Annotated in this window: 5 protein-coding genes; 3 read left to right on the forward strand and 2 right to left on the reverse strand. The window is 68.5% G+C overall.

Annotated features, from left to right (window positions below):
• The first annotated feature begins 9 nt into the window (after positions 1 to 9).
• Positions 10 to 1,662, forward strand: a complete 1,653-nt coding sequence (hflX, locus tag HUA75_RS24925) for a GTPase HflX (RefSeq protein WP_174454758.1) — start codon at positions 10 to 12, stop codon at positions 1,660 to 1,662.
• Positions 1,663 to 1,714: 52 nt separating this feature from the next.
• Positions 1,715 to 2,158: a hypothetical protein gene (locus HUA75_RS24930; RefSeq protein WP_371745662.1), complete on the forward strand. Its 444-nt coding sequence runs from the start codon at positions 1,715 to 1,717 to the stop codon at positions 2,156 to 2,158.
• Between the two features lie 75 nt (positions 2,159 to 2,233).
• On the opposite strand, the gene HUA75_RS24935 is transcribed toward HUA75_RS24930, so the two are convergent.
• Positions 2,234 to 6,247 carry a non-ribosomal peptide synthetase gene (locus HUA75_RS24935; RefSeq protein ID WP_174487783.1) on the reverse strand — a complete coding sequence of 1,338 codons (4,014 nt, stop codon included), beginning with the start codon at positions 6,245 to 6,247 and terminating at the stop codon, positions 2,234 to 2,236.
• Between the two features lie 104 nt (positions 6,248 to 6,351).
• Here HUA75_RS24935 and HUA75_RS24940 point away from each other — a divergent pair, with 104 nt between their 5' ends.
• Positions 6,352 to 10,116 carry a type I polyketide synthase gene (locus HUA75_RS24940; RefSeq protein ID WP_174487784.1) on the forward strand — a complete coding sequence of 1,255 codons (3,765 nt, stop codon included), beginning with the start codon at positions 6,352 to 6,354 and terminating at the stop codon, positions 10,114 to 10,116.
• On the opposite strand, the gene HUA75_RS24945 is transcribed toward HUA75_RS24940, so the two are convergent.
• Positions 10,113 to 24,971, reverse strand: a complete 14,859-nt coding sequence (locus HUA75_RS24945; protein ID WP_174487785.1) for a non-ribosomal peptide synthetase — start codon at positions 24,969 to 24,971, stop codon at positions 10,113 to 10,115. The genes HUA75_RS24940 and HUA75_RS24945 overlap by 4 nt on opposite strands.
• Positions 24,972 to 25,097: the final 126 nt, after the last annotated feature.

Genomic DNA, 25,097 nt, shown 5'->3' on the forward strand with positions numbered 1-25,097 from the left:
AGCAAGCGTTTGAAGGAAATCTTCGGCAACACCCTGGGCCTCAAGGCGAACGAGCAACACCGGCTGCGCAACACCTTCCGCCGGCGCGTGTCTCCACACGAAATCGTATCGCCCGAGCTCGCCCGCCACCTCACCGAGCTGTCCCACGAGACGAACCGCCAGGTGGGCGTGCTCATCAACCGCAAGGGTGAAATCGAGCACGTGGTGGTGGGCAACGCCCACAAGCTCGAGTTGCCCGACATTGGCCGTGCCCGCGCGGGCCAGGTGCGTCTGCGTGGCCTGCGGCTGGTGCACACGCACCTCAAGAGCGAGCCGCTCACCAAGGACGATCTGACGGACCTCGCGCTCCTGCGCCTGGACTGCGTGGCCGCCGTGGGCGTGGGCCAGGAGGGCCTGCCGGGCGTGCTGCACTACGCCTATCTGGTGCCGGAGAACGGCACCGGCGAGTTCTGGCACGTCTCCACCCTGCCCTCCGTACACGGCGAGCAGCCGGACCTGACGGACACGCTGGGCGCGCTGGAGGAGGAGTTCAGCCGCAAGGCGGCGGCGCGCGCGGTGGGAGGTCGGGAGAAGGCCATCCTCGTCGCGGTGTGCCTGGACGGGAACCGGGGGCGGGCGGAAGCGAGCCTCGCGGAGCTGCGGGAGTTGGCCCGCACCGCGGGGGTGGAGGTCGTCGACAGCGTGCTCCAGGTGAAGCGCGAGGCGGACCCTCGCTACCTCATCGGCCGGGGCAAGTTGGAGGACCTGAACCTGCGCTCCATGCAGTCCATGGTGGACCTGCTCATCTTCGACAAGGACCTCACCCCCTCGCAGGGGCGCCACATCGGCGAGGCCACCAGCCTCAAGATTCTGGACCGCACGCAGCTCATCCTCGACATCTTCGCGCAGCGGGCACAGAGCGCGGAGGGCAAGCTCCAGGTGGAGCTGGCGCAGCTGAAGTACCGGCTGCCCCGGCTGGTGCAGAGCGACGATTCGCTCAGCCGGCTCGCGGGTGGAATCGGCGGACGAGGCCCTGGCGAGACGAAGCTCGAAATCGACCGACGCCGGGTGCGCGAGCGCATCACCCATCTGGAGAAGCGCATCGACGCGATTGGCAAGGAGCGCAGCGTGCGGCGTGCACAGCGCAACCGGCGCGAGCTGCCCGTCATCTCCATCGTCGGCTACACCAACGCGGGCAAGTCCACGCTGCTCAACGCGATTACCAACGCGCAGGTGCTGGCGGAGAACAAGCTGTTCGCCACGTTGGACCCGACGAGCCGCCGGCTGCGCTTCCCTCAGGAGCGCGAGGTCATCATCACCGACACGGTGGGCTTCATCAGGGACCTGCCCAAGGACCTGGTGGCGGCCTTCCGCGCCACGCTGGAAGAGCTGTACGACGCGACGCTGCTGCTGCACGTGGTGGACGCGGCGGACCCGGCGCGGGACGAACAGGTGGAGGCGGTGGAGAAGATCCTCTCGTCGCTGGATTTGATGGAGAAGCCCCGGTTGATGGTCTGGAACAAGGCGGACCTGATGCCGGCGGAGGAAGTGGAGGCGCTGCTGCGCTCGCGGGGCGGGGTGGCCATCAGCGCCCAGTCGCGAGAGGGGCTCGCCACGTTGTTGGCCAAGGCGGACACGACGCTGTTCGCCGAGGGCGCCTCCGAGGCCATGGGCGTCATCTGACGCGGCGTGCGAGTTGCGGGGCAGGCGCGGCTCCCCCTAGAGTTGGGGAGCCGTGGCGACCTTTCCCGCATTGTCCTTGCAGCTCTCCGGCCTGCTCGCGCAGATAGTTCCGGACTACACCCGTCCTGTCTCCTCCATGTCTCCGAAGTACTTCGAGATTCTGGAGCAGAACAGCCACATCATCTACCCGCTGGTGGCGGTGCTGACGCTGGTGCTCATCACCGCGGGCGTCCTCCAGGCGTGGAAGACGCAGGACCTGGACGGCCTGCAGAAGAACGAGTTCAAGAAGGCCATCGTCAACGAGCTGCGCCGCAACATCACCGGCCTGCCCGGTGACGTGCTGGCGAAGGCCGTGGGCCTGGACCGCCTGAAGACGAACCGCCTGCTGGAGCAGATGCAGCAGGACGGCATGGTGGTGAGCCACACCAACTCGCAGCGCCTCACCGTCTGGCGCATCCGAGGCTCCGGCCCGGAGCCGAGCGTCCGCCGGTACTGAGCAGTCTGGGGTTGCTTCGAGCATCCAGCGGCGTGCCATTCGAGCCTGGGATGCAATTCCGGGGTGCCGCCATCCTCACCGCGTCGTGAGGTCTCGAGCCCGCCCGAGGTGCTCACGAAGCAGTGACGCGAGCCGTGTCACGTCGGGGCCGCGCAAGATGGAGTAGTGGTCACCGGGAATCGCGTGGACGATGAGTTCGCCCGTCGCCACCTGCTCCCAGCCGTGCACACGCGTGGTGCCCGTGGCCTCGATGGAGAGGACAGGCCCCGAGTAGGGAGCCGGCACGTAGCTCCACGCCGCCAGGAGGTTCACCTCGAAGACCCGGCGCAGGGCTTCGAGTGACTGGACTCCGCTCGGGTTCGCCGCCGCCAGGGTGCGCATCAGCGTCTCGGGGTCCTCTCGGACGAGTTCCTCGTCGGTCATCGCGACAGCGTTCCCCGCCGCGCGCATCAGGTCCGTGTAGAACATCGCGCCGAAACGCCGGGCCTCATCGTGCCCAGGCGCCGCGCCCTCTCCATCGAACGGACGCACGAAGCCGTCGATGAGCGCGAGCACCTCTGTCCGCTCGCCTTGCTGTTGGAGCTGGTGCGCCATCTCCCACGCGATGCTGGCCCCCATCGACCAACCTCCGAGCCGATACGGCCCGCGTGGCTGCACCTCCCTCATCGCTGAGAGATAGAGGCTCGCCATCTCCGGGATGAGCTCGCACGGAGGCACATCTCCCTCCAGCCCCCGCGACTGGAGCCCGAAGAACGGCTGCTCGGGCCCCAACGACTTCGCCAGCTCCGCGTAACTCAGGACCGTTCCGCCCACCGCGTGCACACAGAAGAAGGGGCGCTGTCCCTGCCCTTCCTGGAGTCGCACCAGCGGACTCCAAGCGGACATCGCGGACTCCCGACGCAACACGGACGCGACATGTTCCACGGTCGCGCGATGGAAGAGCGTTGCCACCGGCAGAATCCTGCCCACCGCGCCCCGGATGCGTGCGAGCAATCGAATGGCCATCAGCGAGTGGCCGCCCAGCGCGAAGAAGTCCTCTGTCACCCCCACGGGGCTCACGCCCAGCACCTCTTCCCACACGCGCACCAGCATCCGCTCCAGCTCGTCGCGCGGACCTTCGTGCGCCCTTCGTGACGCGAGCTGATGCCGTCCCGGTGCGGGCAGCGCCTTGCGGTCCACCTTGCCCGTGGGAGCCAGCGGCAGGGCCTCCAGGCGCACCAGGACACTCGGCACCAGGTACTCCGGCAGCCGTTGCTCCAGTCGCGACCTCAACGCCTCCGCGTCCCACGGCTCCGCGTGCACCACGTAGCCCACCAGTCGCTTCTCCCCACCCTCCTCCTGCCGCACCACCACCACCGCGTCCTTCACCCCCGGCAGCGCCTTCAGCGCCACCTCCACCTCGCCCAGCTCCACTCGGAAGCCGCGCACCTTCACCTGCCCGTCCACCCGCCCCAGGAACTCCAGATTCCCATCCCCCAACCACCGCGCCTTGTCCCCCGTGCGGTACAGCCTCGCGCCCGGCTCGTCACTCAGCGCATCCGGAATGAACCGGTCCGCCGTCAGCTCCGCCCGCTCCCAGTACCCGTGCGCGAGACTCGCGCCCCCGACGTACACCTCTCCCACCACACCCACGGGACTCAGAGCCCCCCGCTCGTCGAGCACGTACACCTTCACGTTCGAGATGGGCACGCCTACCGGAGGCAGCGCGGGCCACGTCGCGGGCGGTCCATGCGCCCTCCAGGCCGTGACGACGTGGGCCTCCGAAGGGCCGTACTGATTCTCCAGCACGCACCCCGGCAGCCGCTCGAAGAAGGACACCAGCGCGGGAGTCACCTGCAGTTGCTCACCCGCCGTCACCACTTCGCGCAGCGGCGGCAGCACGGCTTCGTGTTGCGCCACCTCGCACAACGCCTGGAGCGCCACGAAGGGCAGGTACAACCGCCCCACGCCGTGCGTCACCATTCGTCGCAGCAAGGCCACGGGGTCCCTTCGCTCCTCCTCCCCCACGAGCAGCACGGTGCCTCCCAGGCACCACGTCCCGAACAACTCCTGGAACGACACATCGAAGTTCAGCGAGGCGAACTGGAGCGTCGTCGCTCCCGCGTCCACGGTGCGCGCGAGCAACCAGCGCAGCATGTTCCCCACCGCGCGATGGGACATGAGGATGCCCTTGGGCCGCCCCGTGCTCCCCGACGTGTAGACGAAGTAACAGGGAGTCTCCGGTGAGAGCGAAACGGCCGGAGCGTGCACAGGCCTCGCCTCGATCCGTCCCGCATCCTCTTCCAACCGGACGCGCCGCGTCCCCGTGCGCTCGGGCAACGCGCGCTCCAGCGCACCGTGCACCAGCACCACGGGCGCACCCGTGTCCTCCAACATCTGCTCCAGGCGCTGTGACGGATAGCTCGGGTCCAACGGGAGGAAGGCCGCGCCGGCCTTCAGCGTCGCCAGCACCGCCACCGGCATCTCCAGGGAGGCCCGCTCCAGGCACAGGCCCACCGTGCCTCCGGGCCGTACGCCCAACGCCAGCAGGTGATGCGCGAGCTGATTCGCACGCCGCTCCAGGCTCGCGTACGTCAGCGACGACTGTCCGTCCGTCACGGCCACCGCGTCGGGCGAGCGCATCATCTGCGCCTCGACCCACGCGTGCATCAAGCCGGGCACGGCGCTCGAATCCGCGCGTCCACTCCACTCACGCAGCAACGCGCGCCGCTCCGCATCGTCCAGCAACGACACATCGCCGACGCGTCGCCCCGGGTCCGCGAGGAGTCCCTCCATCAACGTGACGTAGTGACCCGCCATCCGCCGCAGGGTCGCCTCGTCGAACAGCGCCTTGTTGTACTCCCAGATGCCGACCCAGCCCTCGGCCGACTCTCGCAGGAAGAACGTGAGGTCGAACTTCGCCATGCCGGAGTCGAAGACCACCTGGCTCGCCGTGAGCCCGGGCAGGGACGGCAGGGCGCGCGGTCCCTCGATGACGAACATCACCTGGAACAACGGTGAGCGACTCAAGTCCCGAACCGGCCGCATCGCCTCGACCACCGTCTCGAACGGGACGTCCTGATTCGCGTAGGCCCCCAGACACATCCGACGCACCCGTCCGAGCATCGCCCGGAAGGACTCCTCCCCATCCACGTCCAGCCTCGGCGCGAGCGTGTTGACGAAGAAGCCGATGAGGCTCTCCAGCTCGCGTCGGTTCCGCCCGGAGATGGGCATCCCCACCACCACGTCCCGTTGGCCGCTGTACCGGGACAACAACACCTGGAAGCCCGCCAGCAACAGCATGAACGGCGTCACACCCTCGGCGCGGCCTCGCGTCTTCACCGATTGCGAGAGCGACGGCGAGAGGGGCATCACCACGGTGGCCCCCTGAAACGTCTGCACCGACGGCCTCGGCCGGTCCACGGGCAGCTCCAGCGCGGGCGAGGCTCCTGACAGCAGCGCCTTCCACCACGCGAGCTGCGACTCCAGTACTTCCCCCTTCAGCCACTCGCGCTGCCACAGCGCATAGTCCGCGTACTGCACCGCCAACACGGGCAACGTCGGCGCTCGGCCCTCGGTGAAGGCGCCATACAACTCTCGCAGCTCGCGCTCCATCACCCCCATGGACCAGCCGTCACACGAGACGTGATGGAGCATCAACATCAGCACGTGCTCGTCTTCGCTCACCCTCAACAACCGCGCGCGCAGCATCGGCCCGGCGCTCAGGTCGAACGGGCGACGCGCCTCTGCCTCGGCGTGGCGCAGGACCTCGTCCTCTCCGGCCACGGGCTCCACGAGCAACGTCACCGCGACCTCGGGCGCGATGCGCTGCACCGGCCGCCCCGCCTCTTCACCAAACGTGGTGCGCAGGACTTCATGCCGCATCACCAGCGCCGACAGGGCACGCTCGAGCGCCGCCACGTCGAGCCGTCCCTTCAGGCGCGCGAAGAAGGGCACGTTGTAGGAGTAGCCACCCGCGTCCACCTGCGCGAGGAACCACAGGCGCTGCTGGGCGAAGGACAACGGCGGAGGCGAGTCCCTCGGCACGGGCACCAACGGGGGCAGGCCACGCACCTTCGTTACCTCTCGCTTCACCTCGGGCGCACTCATGGCGGACCCTCCGCAGCGACTGTTATTCCAGCTTAAATCAGTTTTATCAGCGTACGAGGCCATCCACGTTCAACTCGCGCATCCAGCCATGCTCTAGTCCGGGGATGGGTGAGAACGTGTCTCATGAGCCGCCCGGCCCGACGGCCATCGCCATCGTCGGGCTGTCGCTGCGCTTTCCGGGCGCTTCGGACGCACGGCGATTCTGGTCCAACCTCATCTCGGGCGTTGAATCCGTCACGGTGCTGGATGCCAAGCAGCGCGCGAAGGCCGGCCTTCCCTCGGACGAAGGCTGGGTCGCGGCGGCGGGTGTCATCGCGGATGCCGACCTCATCGACGCGCGCTTCTTCGGCTACTCCCCTCGCGAAGCCGAGCAACTCGACCCCCAGCAACGCCTCTTCCTCGAGTGCTGCTGGGGGGCGCTCGAGTCCGCGGGATATGCCGCGCGGGCCCGGCCGCTGCACGTGGGCATCTATGGCGGCGCTTCGCTCAGCACCTATCTCCTGACGAACGTCCTGCCGAGCATGGAGCGGCGCTCCAGCGACTGGACGGAGAGCATCCTCGGGACGCACAGCGACTTCCTGGCGACGCGCGTGGCGTACAAGCTGAACCTCACCGGGCCCGCGATGACGGTGCAGACGGCGTGCTCCACATCGCTGACCGCGGTGCACCTCGCCTGTCAGGCGCTGCTCGCGGGGGAGTGCAACCTCGCGCTCGCGGGAGGCGCGGCCGTGCGCTCTCCTCAGCTCGTCGCCTACCCCACGCAGGAGGGGGGCATCTCCTCACCTGATGGACACTGCCGCGCCTTCGACTCCCAGGCGGCGGGCACCGTGCCGGGCAACGGTGTCGGCGTGGTGCTCCTCAAGCGACTGGAGGACGCGCTCGCGGATGGAGACCCGATTCGCGCGGTCATCCTCGGCTCCGCCGCCAACAACGATGGCAGCAGCAAGGCGGGCTTCACCGCGCCGTCCGTCTCCGGGCAGGTCGCCGCCATCAGCGATGCGCTGGCCCTGGCCGGAGTCGAACCCCGCTCCATCTCCTTCATCGAAGCCCACGGCACGGGCACGCCGCTGGGAGACCCTGTCGAGGTCACCGCGCTCAAGCAGGTCTTCCAAGGCGTGGCCCCCGGCACCATCGGCCTGGGCTCGGTGAAGAGCAACCTGGGCCATCTCGACGCGGCGGCCGGAGTGTCCGGACTCATCAAGGCGGTGCTGGCGCTGGAACACCGACAGCTTCCGCCCACCGTCCACTTCCGTCAGCCCAATCCCCTGTTGGAGCTGGCGGGCAGTCCCTTCTACGTCGTGGCCGAGCCTCGTCCCTGGAACAGCGCGGGCCCTCGACGCGCGGGGGTGAGTTCGTTCGGCATGGGCGGCACCAACGTACACGTCGTGCTCGAAGAGGCCCCCACTCCGGTGAGTGACCCGCCTCGTGCGGAACAACAACTGGTGTTGCTGTCCGCCAGGTCCGAGGCCGCGCTGGAGCGGATGACCATGGAGCTGTCCGAGCACCTGGGCCACACCCAGGCCGCGCTTGCTGACGTGGCCCACACCCTTCAAGTCGGACGCAATCGCTTCGGCTGGCGACGCTTCGTCACCGCGAGCACGCTCTCGGAGACCTCCGCGCGCTTGAGTCACCGGGACGACCCACTTCGACCTCGCACCGCCTTCGATGAAGCAGAGCGAAGAAGCGCCGTCTTCCTGTTCCCGGGCGGAGGCACGCAGCGGGTGAACATGGGCGCGGAGTTGCTCGGTGAGCCCGCGTTTCGCGAAGCCGTGGACCGATGTGCCGCGTTGCTGCGTGCCCCGCTCGGTGGTGACCTGCGCGAGGTGATGTTCGCGCCCCCGGAGCGCTACGACACGGCGGCTCGTGAGCTGGCACGTCCGGTGTGGACCCAGGCGGCGCTGTTCACCTGTGACTGGGCGCTGGCGCAGCTCTGGATGTCCCGGGGTGTCCAGCCCGAGGCGCTGTTCGGCCATTCCCTGGGCGAGTACGTCGCGGCCTGTCTGGCCGGAGTCTTCACGCTCGAAGAGGCGCTGGAGCTGGTCACCGCGCGCGGCAGAATCATGGAGCGGCTCCCTCCTGGCGGGATGACGGCGGTCCTCGCGCCGCTGGACCAGGTGGAGCCCCTGCTGAATCCCCTGCTGTCCGTGGCGGCCATCAACACACCCTCCGACTGCGTCCTCTCGGGCCCGCTAGAGGCGCTCGATGCCCTGGAGACCGCCCTCGCCACGCAAGGCGTCGAGACGCGGAGACTGCATATGAGTCGCGCGGCGCATTCGGTGATGCTCGAACCACATCTGGCGGACTTCGCGCGCGTGGTCTCCCGATTCTCCCCCCGTGCCCCGAAGTTGCCCGTGGTGTCGAGTCTCACCGGGCGGTGGCTTGGCGAGCGCGAAGCAGCGGATCCCCTGTATTGGTGTCGCCATCTGCGCGAGACAGTCCGCTTCTCCGACGGACTTCACCTGCTGCTCTCCACGGGAGACCGCGCGTTCATCGAAGTCGGCCCGGGCACGGCGCTGTCTTCGCTCGCGCGACGACATCCGACCCGCACCTCGCAGCCCATCCTCTCCACGTTGGCGTCCGCCTCCGCCAAGCAGCCCCCGCATCCACTTGCGTCACTCGGAGAGGCCTGGCTCGCGGGCATCACCATCGACTGGGAGCGCTTCCGCGCCGGAGAGCGGCGCCGACGCGTCGCACTGCCGGGCTACAGCTTCGACCGGGAGCGACACTGGATTGAGCCCGCGACGGCTCCCACGGCGCCCTCGACCACTCGTGCCGTGGAAGCACGCGAAGAAGTGCGGCCCGCCATGGGTCGCGACGAGGGCCCGCGCGCTTCGGCGCCTCGCGATGCCACGGAGCAGGTGTTGCTCGAGTGCTTCCGGCTCACGTTCCACCTGGAGAACATCGGCATCCATGACGACTTCTTCGCGCTGGGTGGCGACTCCCTCCTCGCCTTGAGATTGAGTGCCCGCATCGAGGACCGACTTGGAGCGCGGCTTCCCCTGAAGGCCGTGCTGGAATCTCCCACCATCGCGCGACTCGCCGCGCGCATTGGAGAAGGTGCTCGCGACGCCGCGCCCATGGCCCCCAGTTGCCTCGTGCGACTCCAGGAGGGAACTCACGGGGTGCCCGTCTTCTTCGTGCATGCAGCCGGTGGACAGGTGCTCTTCTACCGTGAGCTGGCGAGACACCTCTCTCCCGAGCGGCCCATGTACGGCTTCGAGTCGGTGGGACTCAACTCGGGCACCTCGTGCCACACCACCGTGGAGCAGATGGCGGAGCACTACCTCACTGCGCTTCGCACCGTACGGCCCCGAGGTCCCTATCTGCTCGTGGGTGCATCCCTGGGTGGCACCATCGCCTACGAGATGGCGCGCCGACTGTCGGCTGAAGGCAACAGCGTGCCCCTGTGCGCGCTCCTGGACACACCGCCACCTGGGCACGTCTCCGCGGAGCTCGCGGACCAGGTCTCGCTGCTGACCTTCCGCGCGGGGAAGACGTTCACACCTTCCGCCGAGTGGCCGAAGGACTTGCCCGTCGAAGAGCAGTTCCGCCTGCTCCAGGAGGAAGCGGCGCGGGACGGTATCGAGCCCCACTTCTCGGAGTTCGAAGCGGCCCGCAGACAACTGGACGTGCTGCGCGCGAACACGCGGGCATTGAGTCTCTACGTGCCGCCGCGATGGAGCGAGGGCGAGTTCCAATACTTCCGCGCCCAACAGCCACCTCCCGGCTTCCCACCTCACCCGGAGCTCGGCTGGTTGGACCTGGGCGCGGCGGCGCGCGTGGAGGTTGTCCCTGGCGATCACCACACGATGCTGCAAGCACCCCATGTCGAGGTGCTCGGAGCGAAGTTGGCGCGCTTGCTGCGTTAATCCGAGCCCGGTCGGCGCCGCCGCTGCTGCGCCAGCCGCTGGAGTCCCTCACGCCTGTCTCCGGAAGTCGCGGGCTGGCGAGGCGCCTCCGGCTCCGGGGCGGGCCCCAATTGAGCGGCGAGCGTGCGCACGGTGGGGAACTGGAGCAGCGACACCAACGGCACCTTGCGCCCCAGTCGCTCCTCCAGCTTCATCTGCAACATCTGGAGCAGGAGCGAGTTGCCACCCAGGTCGAAGAAGTTGTCGTCCGCGCCCACGCGGTCCAGCTTCAGCACCTCCGCCACCAGTTGGGCGATCACCTGCTCCAGGCCTTCTTGAGGCTCGACGTAGCCACCGCTCAGCTCTGGCCGGTGCGCCTCGGGTGAGGGCAGCACCTTCCAGTCCACCTTCCCATTCGGCGTGAGCGGCAACTCGCGCAGCACCACGAACACCGACGGAATCCACGGCTCCGGCAACGAGCGCTTCAACCACGCGCGCAGCACATCGGCCGTCAACGTGGCCTCCTCCGTCGGCACCACATACGCCACCAACCGCATGTCTCCCGGCGTGTCTTCCCGGCCCATGACCACGGCGGACCGGACCTCCGGATGCGCCGCGAGCGCGGCACTCGCCTCCGCGGGCTCGACGCGCACACCGCGCACCTTCACCTGGGCATCGGCGCGGCGCAGGTACTCGAACCTTCCATCTTCGAGCAGCCGCACCACGTCACCCGTTCGATACAGCCGTCCCCCTTCACCATACGGGTCCGGGACGAAGCGCTCGGCCGTCAGGTCCGGACGCCCCAGGTACCCTCGCGCCAGTCCCACGCCACCAAGGTACAGCTCGCCCCAGACTCCCGTGGGAGCCAGATTGCCCGCGTCATCCATCACCCGCACCACCACGTTGCGCAACGGCCTGCCAATCGTGGGACGTGTTCCCGGGAAGCACTCGCCCCAGGTCGCGGCCACCGTTCCTTCCGTCGGGCCATAGCCATTGATGAAACGTCGCCCCGGGCTCCACCGCGCCACCAACTCCTCGGTGCAGGACTCGCCGGCGGAGAGCAGGACTCGAAGCCTGGGAAGCTCGACCACCGGCATCATCGCCAGGACCGACGGCGGCAGGGTCGCCACGGAGATTCGCTCGCGCGCGAGCAACTCCGTCAATGGCCTTCCAGGCGCCATCTGCGCGCGCCGCGCCAGGACCAGCGTCGCCCCGTTCAGCAGTGCGGGGAAGACCTCCGCCACGGAGGCATCGAAGCTCACCGTCGCGAACATCAACGTCCTGTCGCCCGGGCCAAGACCGCCGAGCACCGAGGGGAAGGACTCAGCCAGGTTCGCCGCGCCCCGGTGCGCAAGCAGCGTCCCCTTCGGGCGCCCCGTGCTCCCCGACGTGTAGATGACATACGCGAGGTTTCGCGCCGTGACTTCGGGCGCCAGCGACTCCGCGCCCACCAGGTCATCGAGTTCACCGATTTCATCCAGCAACACGGTGGCCCCCGAGTAGGCGAGTTGCGACGCCTCTTCCGAGCGCGACACCAGCAGCGCGACCTTCGCGTCATCCAGCATGTACGCGAGGCGCTCCGGTGGATGCTCCGGGTCCATCGGCAGGTAGGCGCCGCCCGCCTTGAGGATGGCGAGCATCGCCACGACCCAGTCGAGGCTCGGCCCCAGGCACAGGCCCACCACCACGTCGGGCCTCACGCCCCACGTGCGCAACACCGTGGCCAACTTGTGGGCTCTCCGGTCGAGCTGGGCGTAGGTCAGCGTCTGCCCCTCCATCTCGACCGCCACCGCCTCGGGCGTTCGCGCGACCTGGGCCTCGAACAACCGGTGCAGGCACTCACCCTCGAAGGGCGCTTCGCTGCCACCCCGCGCCAGCAGCGACTGCCGTGAGGACACACTCAGAAGCGGAAGGTCTCGCAGTCGCCGGCCCGGCTCGGTCACCGCGCCTTCCAGCAGGCGCTCCAGGTGTTCTCCGAAGCGCTCCATGGTCGCGACGTCGTACAGGTCGCTGCTGAACTCGAGTCCTCCCTCGATACCGTCGGCGGTCTCTCTCAGTCCCAGCGCGAGGTCGACCTTGGCGGCGCGAAGACCCAGGTCCAACGGGCGTTGCGTGAGACCGGACAACGACAGGTCTCCCGACGGCGTGTTCAAGAGCTGGAACACCACCTGGACCAACGGCGCGCGACTCATGTCGCGCTTCAGGCTCAGGGCCTCCACCAGCTTCTCGAACGGCACTTCCTGGTGCCCGAAGGCCCCCAGCACTGACTCCTTCACACGCCCCAACATCTCCCGGAACGTCAGCTCACCCGACGATTCCGTCCTCACCACCAGCGTGTTCACGAAGAAGCCAATCAGCCCCTCCACCGCCTTCGTCGTCCGCCCAGACACCGGTGAGCCCACCACCACGTCCCACTGTCCGCTGTAGCGCGCCAGCAGCACCTGGAAGCCCGCCAGCAGCGTCATGTACAGCGTCACGCCCTCCCGCAGGCTCAGTTGCTTCAACTTCTCGCTCAGCTCCGAGGACAGCTTCACCGCCACGCTCGCGCCCTGGTACCCCTGCACCGCCGGCCTCGGCCGGTCCGTGGGCACCTCCAGCGCTTCGGGGACTCCCGCCAGCTTCGTCCTCCACCACGACAACTGCTCCTCCAGCACCTCCCCCGTCAGCCACTCCCGCTGCCACACCGCGTAGTCCACGTACTGCACGGGCAACTCCGGCAGCGTCGCGGCCTCGCCCTTCACGTAGGCGCCGTAGAGTGTCTCCAGCTCCTTCGTGAGCACCCACGTCGACCAGCCATCGGACACGATGTGGTGCAGCACCAGCACCAGGACGTGCTCCTGCTCGCTCAGCTTCAGCAGCGTCACTCGCAGCAGAGGGCCCGCGCTCAAGTCGAACGGACGCCGTCCTTCTTCGGCACCCAGTCGGAGGGCCTCTTGCTCTCGGGTTTCGACGGGGAGGCCACTCAGGTCCACCACGGACAACGGCAGGGATGCGGCGGCGTGGATGCGCTGCACGGCCCCCTGCGCATGCTGATGGAAGGTCGTCCTCAGGGTCTCGTGACGACGGACCAGCTCATTGAAGGCACGCTCCAGAGCCTTCACGTCGAGCACGCCCTCCAGCTTCATCGCGAGCGCGATGTTGTAGAGCGAGCCACCCGGCTCCAGCCGGTCGAGGAACCACAAGCGCTGCTGCGCGAAGGACTGAGGCAGTGCCTCCGTCCGTTCCGTGCGGACCAACTCTGGACGACCTGTCCTGAGCCCGTCCTTCAAGAGTTCATCCAATCGAGAAGCCAGCGCGGACACCGTGGGTGCCTCGAAGAGCACCCGCACTGGCACGTCGCGGCCCAGCAGCTCGCGCAACCGCGAGGCCACCTGCATCACCAGCAGCGAGTGCCCTCCTCGCTCGAAGAAGTTGTCCTCCGCGCCAACGCGCTTCACGCCGAGCAACGGAGCCCAGATCTCCGCCACCCGCTCCTCCATCGCCGTCCTGGGCGCGATGAAGGACTCCGACATCTGCTCGGAATCCCGCCGCTCCGTGCGATGGGCGTGGATGCGAGCGGACGGAGTCCTCTCCGGCACTTCAATGTGCCCAGGCATCCCGAGCGCATCCAGCCGCGCTTCGGGCATCGCCACGGCGGACTCCAGCAACCGCTCGTAGTGGATGGCCAGGCGCTCCACGGTCTCCGTGTCGAACAGGTCCGTGTTGAACACCCAGTACCCCGCCATTCCCTCCGCGTCCTCTCGCACGGACAACGCGAGGTCGAACTTCGCCACCTGCGTCCCCAGGTCCAGCGCACGCAGCACAAGCCCTGGCAACGACAGGTCCCCCGACGGCGCACTCTGGAGCGCGAAGGACACCTGCACCAACGGCGAGCGGCTCAAGTCGCGAGACAACTGCAACGCGTCCACCAGCTTCTCGAACGGCACCTCCTGATGCGCGAAGGCGCCCAGCACCGACTCCCGGACCTGAGCCAGCAGCTCCCGGAACGTCAGCGCACGTGACGCCTCCGTCCTCACCACCAGCGTGTTCACGAAGAAGCCAATCAGGCCCTCCACTTCCTTCGTCGTCCGCCCAGACACCGGCGAACCCACCACCACGTCCCACTGTCCGCTGTAGCGCGCCAGCAGCACCTGGAACACCGCCAGCAGTGACATGTACAGCGTCACACCTTCCCGCCGGCTCAACTGCTTCAGCTTCTCGCTCAGCTCGAAGGACAGCCTCACCGCCACGCTCGCGCCACGGTGCCCCTGCACCGCGGGCCTCGGTCGGTCGGTCGGCAGCTCCAGCGCTTCGGGGGCACCCTCCAACCTCGCCCTCCACCACGACAACTGCTCCTCCAGCACGTCCCCCTTCAGCCACTCTCGCTGCCACACCGCGTAGTCCGCGTACTGCACGGGCAACTCCGGCAACACCGCGTCCCCGCCCTTCACATGGGCGGTGTAGAGCGCCTCCAACTCCTTCGTGAGCACGCCCATCGACCAACCGTCGGACACGATGTGGTGCAGCACCAGTACCAGCACATGCTCCTGCTCGCTCAGCTTCAGCAGCGTCACTCGCAGCAAGGGGCCCGTGCCCAGGTCAAACGGACGCCGTTCCTCCTGCATCCCGAGCCTCAAGGCTTCATGCGCCCGGGCCTCCACGGGCAGCCCGCACAGGTCCACCACGGGCAGCGGTACCGCCATGGAAGGACTGATGTGCTGGACCGCACCGAGCGCAACCTGTCGGACCGTCGTCCTCAGGGACTCGTGGCGGTGAACCAGCGCATGGAACGCCTTCTCCAGCGCGCCAATGTCGAGCACGCCCTCCATCGTCACGGCCAGGGCGATGTTGTAGAGCGGGCTGTTCGGCTCCAGCCGGTCGAGGAACCACAAGCGCTGCTGCGCGAAGGACAGGGGCGGTGCATCCACCCGCGATGCGGGGCGCAGCGGCGGACTCCGAACCCCGAGCCCACCCCGCGCCAACACGGACAGACTCGCGGCCAACGAGGACACCGTGGGTGCCTCGAAGAGCATGCGCACCGGAACCTCGTGCCCCAGCGCCGCTCGCAGCCGAGACGCGGCTTGCATCACCAGCAGCGAGTGCCCTCCCCGTTCGAAGAAGTTGTCCTCCGCGCCCAACCGCTTCACGCCCAGCAGCGGGGCCCAGGTCTCCGCCACCAACTCCTCCATCGCGGTCCTGGGCGCGATGAAGTCCTCCAACCCCTGCTCCGGAATCACGCGCTCGCCTTGGCGTGACTGGATGCGGGAACCGACAGCCTTCTCCTGCACCTCGCGATGCCCAGGCATCGGCAGCGCACGCAGGGTCGCCTCCGGCACCTCGACGACCGCCTCCAGCAACCGCTGGTAGTGCGTCGCCATGCGCTCCACGGTCGCCGTGTCGTACAGGTCCGTGTTCAGCTCCCAGGTGCCTGACAGTCCCTCCGCGTCCTCTCCCATGGACAACGCGAGGTCGAACTTGGCGGTCCTCGTTCCCAGGTCCATCGGCTGCTGCGTGAGCCCCGGCAACGAGAGGGCCCCCGACGGCGCACTCTGGAGCGCGAAGGACACCTGCACCAACGGCGAGCGGCTCAAGTCGCGAGACAACTGCAACGCGTCCACCAGCTTCTCGAACGGCACCTCCTGGTGCGTGAGCGCTCCCAGGACCGCGTCCCGGACACGCCTCAACATCTCCCGGAATGTCAGCTCGCTCGACGCCTCCGTCCTCACCACCAGCGTGTTCACGAAGAAGCCAATCAGCCCCTCCACTTCCTTCGTCGTCCGCCCAGACACCGGCGAACCCACCACCACGTCCCACTGTCCGCTGTAGCGCGCCAGCAGCACCTGGAAGCCCGCCAGCAACGTCATGTACAGCGTCACGCCCTCCTGCCGACTCAAGCGCTTCAGCTTCTCGCTCAGCTCCGAGGACAGCTTCACCGCCACGCTCGCGCCTTGGTACCCCTGCACCGCCGGCCTCGGTCGGTCCGTCGGCACCTCCAGCACCTCAGGGGCTCCCGCAAGCCTCGCCCTCCACCACGCCAACTGCTGCTCCAGCACCTCTCCATTCAGCCACTCTCGCTGCCACACCGCGTAGTCCGCGTACTGCACCGGAAGCTCCGGCAACGTTGCTTCGCGGCCCTTCACCTGCGCGCTGTAGAGCGTCTCCAGCTCCTTCGTGAGCACGCCCATCGACCAGCCGTCCGCGACGATGTGGTGCAGCACCAGCACCAGCACGTGCTCCTGCTCGCTCAGCTTCAACAGCGTCACTCGCAGCAGCGGGCCCGTGCCCAGGTCGAACGGGCGCCGTCCTTCCTCGCCCCCCAGTCGGAGCGCCTGTTGCTCTCGGGTCTCGCTAGGGAGGCCACTCAGGTCCACCACTCGCAGCGGTACTGGCGCGAAGGGATGGATGTGCTGCACCGCCCCTTGGTCGCCTTGCTCGAAGGTCGTCCGCAGGGACTCGTGGCGACGGACCAACGTGTGGAAGGAGCGCTCCAGGGCCGCGACGTCCAGCGCCCCCGTCAGTCGTATCGCGAGGGGGATATTGTAGAGCGGGCTGTTCGGCTCAAGCCGGTCCAGGAACCACAGGCGCTGCTGTGCGAACGACTGGGGCGGAGCCTCCGTGCGAGTCGTGGGCATCAGCTCCGGACGTCCCTGCCCGGTACCACCGCTCTCCAGGCTCTTGGCCAGCGTGGCGACAGTGGGCGCCTCGAAGAGCGTCCGCACCGACACCTCTCGGCCCAACACCTCGCGCAGCCGCGAGGCCACCTGCATCACCAGCAGCGAGTGCCCTCCCCGCTCGAAGAAGTTGTCTTCGGCCCCCACGTGCCTCACTCCCAGCAGTGGAGCCCAGACTCCCGCCACCAGCTCCTCGATGGCCGTCCGCGGAGCGATGAATCCCTCCGGCACGACCTCCGGAGCCAGCCGGTCCAACCGCCGAGCCTGGAGACGAACAACCGGCACCTTCACCGGCACTTCGCGATGCCCTGACATCGGAAGCGCGTTCAGCCTCGCCTCCGGATTCTCCACCGCCGCCTCCAGCACTTGCTGGAAGTGGGCCGCCATGCGCTCCACTGTCGCAGCGTCGAACAGGTCCGTGTTGAGTTCCCAGAAGCCCGTCAGGTCCTCCGCGTCCTCACGCACCGACAGCGCGAGGTCGAACTTCGCCATGCCCGGCTCATACGTCAGTTCAGACGAGGACAGCTCCTGCAGCGACGGCAACTCAGCGGGCCCGTTCAAGCCAAAGGCAATCTGGACCAGGGGCGCGCGACTCAAGTCACGGCTCGACTGCAGCGCCTCCACCAGCTTCTCGAACGGCACCTCCTGGTGCCCGAAGGCTCCCAGCACCGACTCCTTCACACGCCCCAGCATCTCGCGGAACGTCAGCTCGCTCGACGCCTCCGTCCTCACCACCAGCGTGTTCACGAAGAAGCCAATCAGCCCCTCCACCTCCTTCGTCGTCCGCCCAGACACCGGCGAACCCACCACCACGTCCCACTGTCCGCTGTAGCGCGCCAGCAACACCTGGAAGCCCGCCAGCAGCGTCATGTACAGCGTCACGCCCTCCTGCCGACTCAAGCGCTTCAGCTTCTCGCTCAGCTCCGAGGACAGCTTCACCGCCACGCTCGCACCGCGATACCCCTGCACCGCCGGCCTCGGTCGGTCCGTCGGCACCTCCAGCACCTCAGGAGCTCCCGCCAGCCTCGCCCTCCACCACGACAACTGCTCCTCCAGCACCTCCCCCTTCAGCCACTCCCGCTGCCACACCGCGTAGTCCGCGTACTGCACGGGCAACTCCGGCAGCGTTGCTTCGCGGCCCTTCACCTGCGCGCTGTAGAGCGTCTCCAGCTCCTTCGCGAGCACGCCCATCGACCAGCCGTCCGCGACGATGTGGTGCAGCACCAGCACCAACACGTGCTCCTGCTCGCTCAGTTTCAGCAGCGTCACTCGCAGCAGCGGGCCCGTTCCCAGGTCGAACGACTGCTTCGATAGCGTCTCCACCTGGCCGCGCGTGGCGTCCTCCGTCACCTCCACCACGGACAGCGGCGCCGCGACATCCGAAGCGATGCGCTGCACCGGCTCGCCTTCCACTTCCTCGAACGTCGTGCGCAGCGCCTCGTGTCTCCGCACCAACACCGCGAGCGCCTGCTCCAGCGCCTTGAGGTTCAGGGCGCCTCGCAGTCGGACGACGAACGGCAGGTTGTACGAATACCCTCCGGCGTCGAGCTTCCCGAGGAACCACAGACGCTGCTGTGCGAACGACAGCGGCATCGCGGAGTGTCTCGACACTCGCACCGGCACAGGGGTGCTCACGCGCTGCGCACTTGCCTTCACGACTTCGAGTCGCTCGGCCAGTGCCTCCACGGTGGGCGCCTCGAACACCAGTCGCACCGGCACATCACGACCGAGCGCCGCCCGGAGCCTCGACACCACTCGGGTCGCCAGCAACGAATGACCACCGAGCGCGAAGAAGTCGTCCTTCACGCCCACCCTCGCCACTCCGAGCAGCGGCATCCAGATGCGCGCCACCAGCGACTCCATCACCGTCCGAGGCCCCTGCATCGCCTCCACGCCCGACCCCTCCTGCTCCGGTGACGGCAGGGCCTTTCGGTCCACCTTCCCGTTCGCCGTCAGCGGGAGCGCCGCCAGCTTCACGAAGGCCGAGGGCACCATGAACTCGGGGAGCTTCTGCTTCAGCCAGTCGCGCACCCGAGGTGCCTCGGGCGCCTGCGCGTGCTCGACGTAGTACGCGACCAGTCGCTTGCCTCCCGCGCCGTCCCGCACCACCACCAACCCGTCCTTCACCGCTGGATGCGCGAGGAGCGACGCCTCCACCTCCGCCAGCTCGATGCGGTAGCCCCGCACCTTCACCTGGCTGTCACGCCGCCCCAGGAACTCCAGCACCCCGTCCGGGCGAAAGCGCGCCAGGTCTCCGGTGCGATAGAGCCGCTCCCCTGGCACCGCGCTGAAGGGATTCGGAATGAAGCGGTCCGCCGTCACATCGGGCTGGCGCAGATACCCTCGCGCGAGGCCATCACCCCCGATGAACAGTTCGCCCGCCACGCCCACCGGAACGGGCTCCATCCCCGCATCCAGCACGTAGACCTGCGTGTTGCCGATGGGCCGACCAATGGGCACCGACGCGCCCACGTCCTCCACTCGCGTCATCCGATGGACCGAAGTGAAGAGCGTGCTCTCCGTCGGCCCGTAGCAGGCCGTCACCGGAATCTTCAACTCCTCCAGCACGCGCTTCACGTGCGGCGCGGACACCACGTCTCCACCCGTCAGGAGCTGGCGCACGCCCTTCAACCCGTCCATCCCCAGCTCCACCATCTGGCTGAACAGTCCCGCCGTCAGGTGCAACAACGTGACGGAGTGCCGATGGAGCACGTCCGTCAGCAGGTCCAGCTCGCTGGGCGAGCGCGGTGGGAAGACCACCAGCCTTCCACCCAGGCACAGCGGTCCCCACACCTCCAACGTCGACGCATCGAAGGAGATGGGCGCGATGAGCAGGAACGTCTCCTCCGGCCCCAGTCGCGCGTACGGCGCTCCGTACAACAACCGCAGCACGCCCCGGTGCTCGACGGCCACGCCCTTGGGGCGCCCCGTGCTCCCCGACGTGAAGTCCACGTACGCCAGGTTCCGCCCTGAGACGGGCATGCGTGGCGCCGCCGTCGGCAGGTCCGCCAGCCGCTCTTCCTCCAACAACATCAACTCCGGGCGTCCCTCCTGGGGCAGTTGCTCCAGCAAGGCGCGCGTGGTGATGAGCAGCCGAGGCGTCGTGTCCTCCAACATCTGCTCCAGCCGCCGCGCCGGATAGCTGGAGTCCAGGGGCACGTACGCACCACCGGCCTTCAGGATGGCCAGCAGCGACACGATGAGCTCCACCGAGCGCTCCAGGCACACCGCCACCAGCACATCCACGCCGACGCCACGCGCCTTCAGCGCCCACGCCAGTTGATTGGCCCGCGCCTCCAGCTCCCGGTAGCTCAGCCGCTGCGCACCGAACTCCAGCGCCACCGCGTCCGGACGCAGCAACACCTGCTCCTCGAAGAGGTGATGGACGCATCCCTCTCGCGGGAACTCCACCGCCGTCTGGTTCCACGCCTCCAGCACGCGCTGGCGCTCGGCCGCGGGCAGGAGCGGAAGCGCCGACAGTCGCGCCTCGGATCGGCCGGAGAGGTTGCGCAACAACTCCAGGAAGCACTCCGCGATGCGCTGGACGGTGGGCGGTTCGAAGAGGTCCGCGTTGTAGATGAGCTGGCCTTCGACAGCCGCTCCCGGTGCATCGACGAGCAACAGCTCCAGGTCGAACTTGGCGATGGTGCTCGCGAAGTCCCAGGGGCTCGCGGTGACACCCGACAGGGTGAGCAGCGGCGCGGCCTCCTGCAACGTGAAGAGCACCTGGAACAACGGCGAGCGGCTCAAGTCCCGCTCCGGGCGGAGGTGCTCCACCAGTCTCTCGAAGGGCACGTCCTGGTGCGCGAGTGCCCCCAGTACCGTCTCCTTCGTCTGACGCAGGAACGCCTGGAAGGAGGACGCTGCATCCGGCTGTGCGCGCAGGGCCAGCGTGTTGACGAAGAAGCCCATCAGCCCCTCCGTCTCCCTCGCCGTCCGCCCCGACACCGGTGAGCCCACCACCACGTCCCACTGTCCGCTGTAGCGCGCCAGCAACACCTGGAAGCCCGCCAGCAGCGTCATGTACAGCGTGGCGCCCTCTCTCCGGCTCAACTGTCGCAGCGCCTCGCTCAGCTCCGAGGACAACCGCACCGGCACGCTCGCGCCTCGGTACCCCTGCACCGCGGGCCTCGGCCGGTCCGTGGGCAGCTCCAACACCGGAGGTGCTCCTGTCAGCGCCTCGCGCCACCAGGAGAGCTGCGCTGCCTCCACGTCTCCCTTCAACCATTCGTGCTGCCACACCGTGTAGTCCGCGTACTGCACGGGCAGCTCGGGCAACTTCGCCGCCTCGCCTTTCACGGCCGCGCCATAGAGCGCATCCAGTTCGCGGGTGAGCACGCCCAGCGACCATCCATCCGCGACCAGGTGGTGCAGCACCACCACAAGCACCTGCTCCTCGCCGCCCGTTCGCAGCAACGTCGCGCGGAGCAAGGGCGCCCGCGCCACAGCGAACGGCGCCTGGACCTCCCTCACCACGCGACGCCGCACGGCCTCTTCCACGTCGTCGGCGCCCTCCACCGACTCCACCTGCAAGGGCACGCCGACATCCACGGCGACGCGCTGGACGGGCTCACCACCCACTTCCACGAAGCTCGTGCGCAGCGCTTCGTGTCGGCGGACCACCTCCGCGAGTGCCCGCTCCAGGGCCTCCACCTTCAACGCACCGTGGAGTCGGACGACGAAGGGCAGGTTGTACGAATGTCCTCCCTCGTCGAGCTGCGCGAGGAACCACAGGCGTCGCTGTGCGAACGACAGGGGCGGGTCCACGAGTCGCTCGGCTCGCGTCAGCACCGGCAACCGCGCGTGTCCTCCCTGCGCCCCCAGTCGCTCGGCAAGGGCCTCCACCGTGGGCGCCTCGAACAGCAGTCGCACGGGCACGTCGTGGCCCAGGGCATCCCGGAGCCGCGACACCACGCGCGTCGCCAGCAGCGAGTGCCCACCGAGCGCGAAGAAGTCATCCCTCACGCCCACGAGCGGGACACCCAGCACCTCCTGCCAGACCTCCGTCAGCGTCCGCTCCAGCGCGTCACGCGGCGCCTCGTAGCGGGCTCCCTCCTCCGCTCGTCGCGAGTCCACCTCCGGCAGCGCGCGGCGATTCACCTTTCCGCTGGGCGTCAGCGGAAGCGCCTCCAGCCGAACCAGCACGCCCGGCACCATGTACTCGGGGAGCCGCTTCGCCAGTCGACGCTTCAGGTCCTCCGCGTCCCAGTGCTCGGGCAACTGATTCGCGAGCCGGCGCGTCAGAGCCTCCGCGTCCCAGGACTCGGACAGCTGATTCGCCAGCCGGCGCGTCAGTGCCTCCGCGTCCGAGGACTCAGGCAACTGATTCGCCAGCCGGCGCGTCAGTGCCTCCGCGTCTGAGGACTCGGGCAGCCGATTCGCCAACCGGCGCGTCAGTGCCTCCGCGTCCGAGGACTCGGGCCGCACGACGTAGCCCACCAGTTGCTTCTCTCCCCCGCCCGTTCGCCGCACCACCACCGCCGCGTCCGTCACGCCGGGAAGTTCCTTCAGCGCCACCTCCACCTCGCCCAACTCCACGCGGAAGCCGCGCACCTTCACCTGCTCATCCGCGCGACCCTGAAGCTCCAGGTTCCCATCCGCCAGCCACCGCCCCCGGTCTCCCGTGCGGTAGATGCGGTGTCCGTCCCGGCCCTTATCCAGGATGTTCGGAACGAAGCGCTCCGCCGTCAGCTCCGGCCGTCCCCAATAGCCGTGCGCGAGGCTGCGCTCTCCCACGCACACCTCTCCCGTCACGCCGATGGGGCATGGGGCGCCCCACGCATCCAGCACCAACACCGTCGCGGGGACGATGGGCATGCCCACCGGAGGCAACACCGGCCACGTCGAGGGCGGACCCTTCGCTCTCCACGCCGTCACCACATGCGTCTCCGTGGGGCCGTACTGGTTCTCCAGCACGCACCCCGGCAGGCGCTCGAAGAACGACACCACCGCGGGCGTCACCTGCAACGGCTCGCCCGCCGTCACCACTTCGCGCAGCGGCGGCAACTCCGTCTCATGTCGGGCCCGCTCACTGAGCGCCTGGAGCGCCACGAAGGGCACAAAGAGCCGCTCCACGCGGTGCTCCCGCAGGTACGCCATCAACGTCGCGGGGTCCTGACGCGTCGCCGCCGAGACAAGGACGAGCGTGCCGCCCTCGCCCAGCGTGCAGAACAGCTCCTGGAAGGACACGTCGAAGCTCAGCGAGGCGAACTGGAGCGTCCTCGCCCCAGGCGCCGACGAGCTCGCCAACTGCCAGTTCACCAGCGTGCCGAACGCACGATGGGACATCGTCACGCCCTTGGGCCTTCCCGTGCTCCCCGATGTGAAGAGGACGTAGCAGGGAAGCTCGGGCGACAACACCCACCCGGGTGCCACGGTGGATTGCTCCGCGATGCGCGCTGCCTCCTCCTCCAGTCGCACCCTCCGCGCCGTGCCCTCCTCGGGCAACGCATGCTCCAGCGAGGCATGCACCAGCACCACCGGCGCGGCCACGTCATCGAGCATCCGCGCCAGTCGCGACGGCGGATAGCCCGGGTCCAACGGAAGGCACGCCGCTCCTGTCTTGAGCGTCGCCAGCACCGCCACCGGCAGGTCGAGGCTGCTTCGCTCCAGGCACAGCCCCACCACGCTTCCAGGGCGAACCCCCAACGCCATCAAGTGGTGCGCGAGCTGATTGGCCCGCTGCTCCAGTTGCACGTACGTCAGGGAGCCGCCGCCATTCGTCACCGCCACTGCCGAGGGCGTGCGCGCCGCCTGCGCCTCTACCCGCCGATGCATCAACCACGATGGGTGCTGGTGCTCCTCCTGCCACGACCACTTCTCCAACACCTTCCGCCGCTCCTCCTCATCCAGGAGGTCCACCTGCCCGACCTTGCGCTCCGGGTCCTCCAGCACGCCCTTCAACAGGGCCACGTGGTGGCCGGCGAGCCTGCGCACCGTCGCCTCATCGAACAGCGCCGTGCTGTACTCCCACAGCGCGACCCAACCCTCCGGCGTCTCGCGCACGAAGAGCGTAAGGTCGAACTTCGCCACGCCCGGCTCGAAGTCCACGTCGCGCGACTCCAGCCCCGCCAGTCGCACCAACGGCGGCGCGCTCTGGAGCACGAGCAGCACCTGGAACAACGGCGAGCGGCTCAAGTCCCGCACCGGCCGCAGCGCATCCACCAGTCGCTCGAAGGGCACGTCCTGGTGCTGGTACGCCCCCAGGCACGCCTGACGCACCCGTCCCAAGAGCGACTTGAAGGACTCGTTTCCATCCACGTCCACGCGCAGCGCCAGCGTGTTGGCGAAGAAACCGATGAGCCCCTCCACCTCGCGCCGGTTGCGCCCCGCGATGGGCGTGCCCACCACCACGTCCGGCTGTCCGCTGTGCCGCGACAGCAACGCCTGGAGGCTCGCCAGCCACAACATGAACGGCGTCACCGCCTCCTGCTTGCACCGCTCGTGCAGCGCCTTCATCAGCTCGGCGGGCAACGGCATCCCCAGCACCGCGCCCCTTGCCGACTGTACCGGCGGCCTCGGTCGATCCGTCGGCAGTTCCAGCGCGGGCGAGGCTCCGTCGAGGTGCTTCTTCCACCACGTGAGCTGCTCCTCCAGCACCTCCCCCTTCAGCCACTCGCGCTGCCACACCGCATGGTCCGCGTACTGCACCGTCAGCGCGGGCAGTGTCGCCACGCGGCCATCGAGGAAGGCGCCGTACAGCTCGCGCAAATCCCGCTCCAGCAACGACAGCGACCAGCCGTCACACGAGATGTGGTGCAGCGTCAGGAGCAACACGTGCTCCTCTTCCTCCAGGCGCAACAGCCGCGCGCGCAGCATCGGCCCCGTGCCCAAATCGAACGGACGCCGTGCCTCCTCCTCCGCGAGTCGCCGGGCCTCGTGCTTCCGCTCCGGCCCCTCCAGCCGCTCCACGGTCAGCGACACCGACGCGTCGGGCGCGATGCACTGCACCGGCTCGCCTTCGACTTCCGTGAAGGTCGTCCGCAGCGCTTCGTGCCTGCGCACCACCTCCGTCAGCGCGCGCTCCAGCGTTGATACATCGAGACATCCCTTGAGCCGCGCGAAGAAGGGCGCGTTGTAGGCGAAGCCCGACGGGTCCAACCGCGAGAGGAACCACATGCGACGCTGCGCGAAGGAGAGCGGCGGTGGCCCCTCCCGATGAACGGGCACCACGGGGGGCGGCCTGCGAACACGAGGGCTCGCGGGCTTCGGCTCATTCGCGGACATGTCGACACCTCAAACTCAAGAAGACGAATCTCGGAAGACACGAAGGCCCGCGTCGGTGAGACCGACACCTGGTGCTTCGTGAAGGCGTGAAGCTTGAGTCCCCGAACAGTCACTCGGAGACGATGG

The sequence above is a fragment of the Myxococcus sp. CA040A genome, from assembly GCF_013336725.1.
Classification (GTDB): Bacteria; Myxococcota; Myxococcia; order Myxococcales; family Myxococcaceae; genus Myxococcus; species Myxococcus llanfairpwllgwyngyllgogerychwyrndrobwllllantysiliogogogochensis.